Source organism: uncultured Maritalea sp., assembly GCF_937139385.1.
Classification (GTDB): Bacteria; Pseudomonadota; Alphaproteobacteria; order Rhizobiales; family Devosiaceae; genus Maritalea; species Maritalea porphyrae_A.
Genome location: NZ_CAKZPW010000400.1, coordinates 1 through 3,206 on the forward strand (window position 1 = coordinate 1; position 3,206 = coordinate 3,206).

Genomic DNA, 3,206 nt, shown 5'->3' on the forward strand with positions numbered 1-3,206 from the left:
GCTATGATGGCGATTTTAAAGATGCACATAATTATATCGTAACCGCGCCGGCAATTGAGGGTCCATGGTCCGACCCCGTCTATGCCAATTCATCTGGATTTGACCCTTCCCTTTTTCATGATGATGATGGGAAAAAGTGGTTCGTCAACATGAAGTGGAACCACCGATCAGAAGCGCCATGGGCACATAAAGCCAACCCAGCATTTGATGGTATCGTGTGCCAAGAGTTTGATGAGCGCGCCGGCAAGTTGGTTGGCGACATCAAAAGTATCTTTTCGGGGAGCGATCTTGGATTGACCGAAGCACCGCATCTTTTTAAACGAAACGACTACTATTATCTAACCGTTGCTGAAGGTGGCACCGGCTATCAACATGCGGTGACGATGGCGCGTTCGAAATCGATCAACGGACCATACGAGTTGCACCCCAAAAAGCATCTAATGACAGCGGCGAGCAGTCCTTCGTCGGCGCTTCAGCGCGTTGGCCACGGGCAAATTATCGACACACCAACCGGGGAAACATATCACACTTTTTTGTGTGGCCGCCCGTTGGCGTTAAACGGCCCGGCACCTCAGAACAGATGTCCATTGGGGCGAGAAACCGGTATAGCCAAATGTGAGTGGCGTGACGATGGTTGGCCGTATTTGGCGAATGGAACAATGTTGCCTGAAGTAGATGAACAGGCACCTTTTTATGTGCAAGGCGCTGACAAAAACAAAGCCATCACTTACACATTTACAGATGAGTTGCCGCTCGATTTCCAATGGCTTCGAACGCCAGAACCAGACCGCATCTTCACCCTAACCGGCGACGCATTGCGCCTCATTGGTCGCGAAAGCATCGGCAGTTGGTTTGAACAATCGTTGGTGGCACGACGGCAAGAACATTTTGCGTTGCACGCCACAACGATTGTCAGTTTTGATGCCACGGACTACCAACAAAGCGCAGGCCTTGTTGCCTACTACAATCGGCACAAGTTTCACTATTTATGCATCAGCCACGACCCTGATGTTGGGCGCATTCTCACCATTTTGAGCTGCGATGGCGACTGGCCAGAATGTCGGCTAAGCTTTCCTTTGAGGGAAAACATTGCATTGGGCGACGACAAAGAGATTGAACTTGGCCTTTCCATTGATTTCGACAAGCTGCAGTTTTTCTGGCGGAGTAAGGCCAACAATTGGACGAAGGTTGGGCCAGAACTTGACGCTTCCGAGCTTTCGGATGAAGGCGGACGCGGTGAACATGCTTCGTTTACCGGCAATTTTGTGGGCATGGCCGCATTTGACACATCCGGTCGCGCCGCAACGGCCGATTTCAAGAGTTTTATCTATGACCCGCTATGTGCGGCAATAACAATTGGAGAAAAATGATGGCGAATAATATGAAGGGTCCGGGCATTTTTCTTGCGCAATTCATGAGCGATGAAGCCCCTTTTAATTCCCTTTCCACAATCACGAAGTGGGCAGGTGAATTGGGCTATAAGGGTGTGCAAATGCCCGCGGGAGATGACCGGCTATTCGATCTTGACAAGGCGGCGACATCTAAAACCTATTGCGATGAAATTGCAGGTATTTGTAGTGAAAACGGGGTGGAAATAACTGAATTGTCCACTCATATGCTTGGACAAATGGTGGCTGTGCACCCCGCATATGATGCGCAGTTTGACGGGTTTGTTCCTGACGCGGTGCGCGGCAACTCCAAGGCGCGCCAAGAATGGGCAACAGGCGAAATGGTAAAAGCCGCAAAGGCTTCACGCAATTTTGGCCTTGATGTTTCAGTGTCTTTTACCGGGTCCCTTGCCTTCCCCTATATTTACCCTTGGCCCCAGCGCCCGGACGGTTTGGTGGAAGAAGCATTTGCTGAATTGGCGCGACGGTGGACGCCGATTTTAGACGTTTATGAAGAAAATGGCGTCGACATTGCCTATGAAATCCACCCGGGTGAAGACGTTTTTGATGGCGCTACTTTTGAGATGTTTTTGGACGCGGTGAATGGTCACAAACGGTGCATGATCAATTATGATCCGTCGCACTTTTTGTTGCAGCAAATGGACTATCTTGCCTTTATCGACATCTATCATGAACGCATATCCGCCTTTCATGTAAAAGACGCAGAGTTCAACCCTGACGGACGCCAAGGGGTTTATTCTGGGTATCAGCCCTGGCTCAACCGAGCGGGACGTTTTCGCTCCCTTGGCGATGGGCAGGTTGATTTTTCCGCCATATTCTCAAAACTTGCCACTTATGGATATGAAGGTTGGGCTGTGCTGGAATGGGAATGCTGTTTAAAGCACCCGGAGGACGGCGCGCGCGAAGGCGCTCCTTTTATCGAACACCATATGATCCGGCGCACAGAACGCGCTTTTGACGATTTTGCGGATAGCGGAGTTGATCGCGCGGCTTTGCGCAAAATGATGGGCATAGAGTAGGATACGATATGCATAAACGCATAAAACTGGGCATGGTTGGCGGCGGACAAGGCGCTTTTATCGGTGCCGTGCACCGCATGGCGGCGCGGCTTGATGATCAGTTTGAGTTGGTGGCAGGTGCCCTTTCTTCAAACGCTGAACGTGCAGCAGCGTCTGGTGCGGAACTTGGCATAGATCCGGTACGTTCCTATGCGTCTTTTGAAGAGATGGCAAAGGCTGAAGCCGCACGCAAAGATGGCATTCAAGCGGTTTCTGTGGTGACACCCAACCATATGCATTATCCAGTTGCCAAAGCCTTTTTGGAGGCGGGTATTCACGTGATTTGCGATAAACCCCTCACCTCAACGTTGGAGGATGCGATTGCGCTTGGCGAAATTGCCAAAGACTCCAGCGCTGAGTTTATACTCACCCACAACTATTCAGGTTACCCCATGGTGCGCCAAGCGCGCGAGATGGTGCGCTCCGGCAAAATCGGCAACCTGCGCAAAGTGCATGTGGAGTATGTGCAAGACTGGTTGAGTGCATCGATTAGCGCAGGCGAAAACAAACAAGCCGATTGGCGGGCTGACCCAAAACGTTCCGGACTGGGCGGAGCGATCGCAGACATTGGCACCCACGCGTTTCAACTAACGGATTTTATTTGCGGTGAACCGCTAAAGGAGTTGGCTGCAGACTTGACCAGTTTTGTTGCTGGAAGATTGGTGGATGACGACGCGCATATGATGTTGCGTTATCAAAACGGGGCCAAAGGGTATCTTTGGGCCAGCCAAGTTTGCCC

Annotated in this window: 3 protein-coding genes; all 3 read left to right on the forward strand. The window is 51.1% G+C overall.

From position 1 onward, the window contains the following. The coding region (locus tag Q0231_RS15845; RefSeq protein WP_299349089.1) for a family 43 glycosylhydrolase at window positions 1–1,370 on the forward strand (1,370 nt) is incomplete at its 5' end. Continuing rightward, window positions 1,370–2,428, forward strand: coding sequence for a sugar phosphate isomerase/epimerase (locus Q0231_RS15850; protein WP_269392705.1), 1,059 nt, complete (start codon window positions 1,370–1,372; stop codon window positions 2,426–2,428). The genes Q0231_RS15845 and Q0231_RS15850, both read left to right, overlap by 1 nt. 8 nt (window positions 2,429–2,436) lie before the next feature. Beyond that, a partial coding sequence (locus Q0231_RS15855) for a Gfo/Idh/MocA family oxidoreductase (RefSeq protein WP_299349092.1) occupies window positions 2,437–3,206 on the forward strand: 770 nt, incomplete at its 3' end.

What these genes read in the sequence shown, in the direction of transcription:
- Q0231_RS15850 (WP_269392705.1), top strand. Translation starts at nt 1,370, where the DNA reads ATGGCGAATAATATGAAGGGTCCGGGCATTTTTCTTGCGCAATTCATG.